Source organism: Bergeyella anatis (assembly GCF_036016955.1).
GTDB lineage: Bacteria > Bacteroidota > Bacteroidia > Flavobacteriales > Weeksellaceae > JAYWXI01.
Genome location: NZ_JAYWXI010000161.1, coordinates 1 through 397 on the forward strand (window position 1 = coordinate 1; position 397 = coordinate 397).

The following is a 397-nucleotide window of genomic DNA, read 5'->3' on the forward strand; positions in this document are numbered from 1 at the left end:
CGTAACCGTCCGGAATACCCGTGGCCGGCGAATGGTACTTTTGATTGTTGTAGTCTAAAGCCACAATCAACTGGTCTTTTACCGGCCCCAAAGTCGCCGTGGCGGCACTGACATTAAAAGTGGCGTTTAGTGTTGCAAACGGTGCCGAACTAAAGGTCGCCGTGGCGGTACCGGGAGCCGTTGGCATCCCCGTTACCGGATATGTCAGCGTAAGCGACTGGTTAGCGGGGAGGGTGACGCTGCTGTTCCCACTGCCATTGATGCCCAAACCGTTGGAAATGCTGAGGGCATTGCTCAAATCCAAGTTATTGAGGGCATAATTGTTATTGTTCTGAAGCATCACCTGTACCGTACCATTGCTGCCTACGCCCACTACATAAGTCCCGTTAACGGTTAA

Annotated in this window: 1 protein-coding gene; it reads right to left on the reverse strand. The window is 52.4% G+C overall.

The genetic code is table 11. The annotated features are described in order from the left end of the window. A partial coding sequence (locus VQ048_RS12750; RefSeq protein ID WP_327611993.1) for a hypothetical protein occupies positions 1-397 on the reverse strand: 397 nt, incomplete at both ends.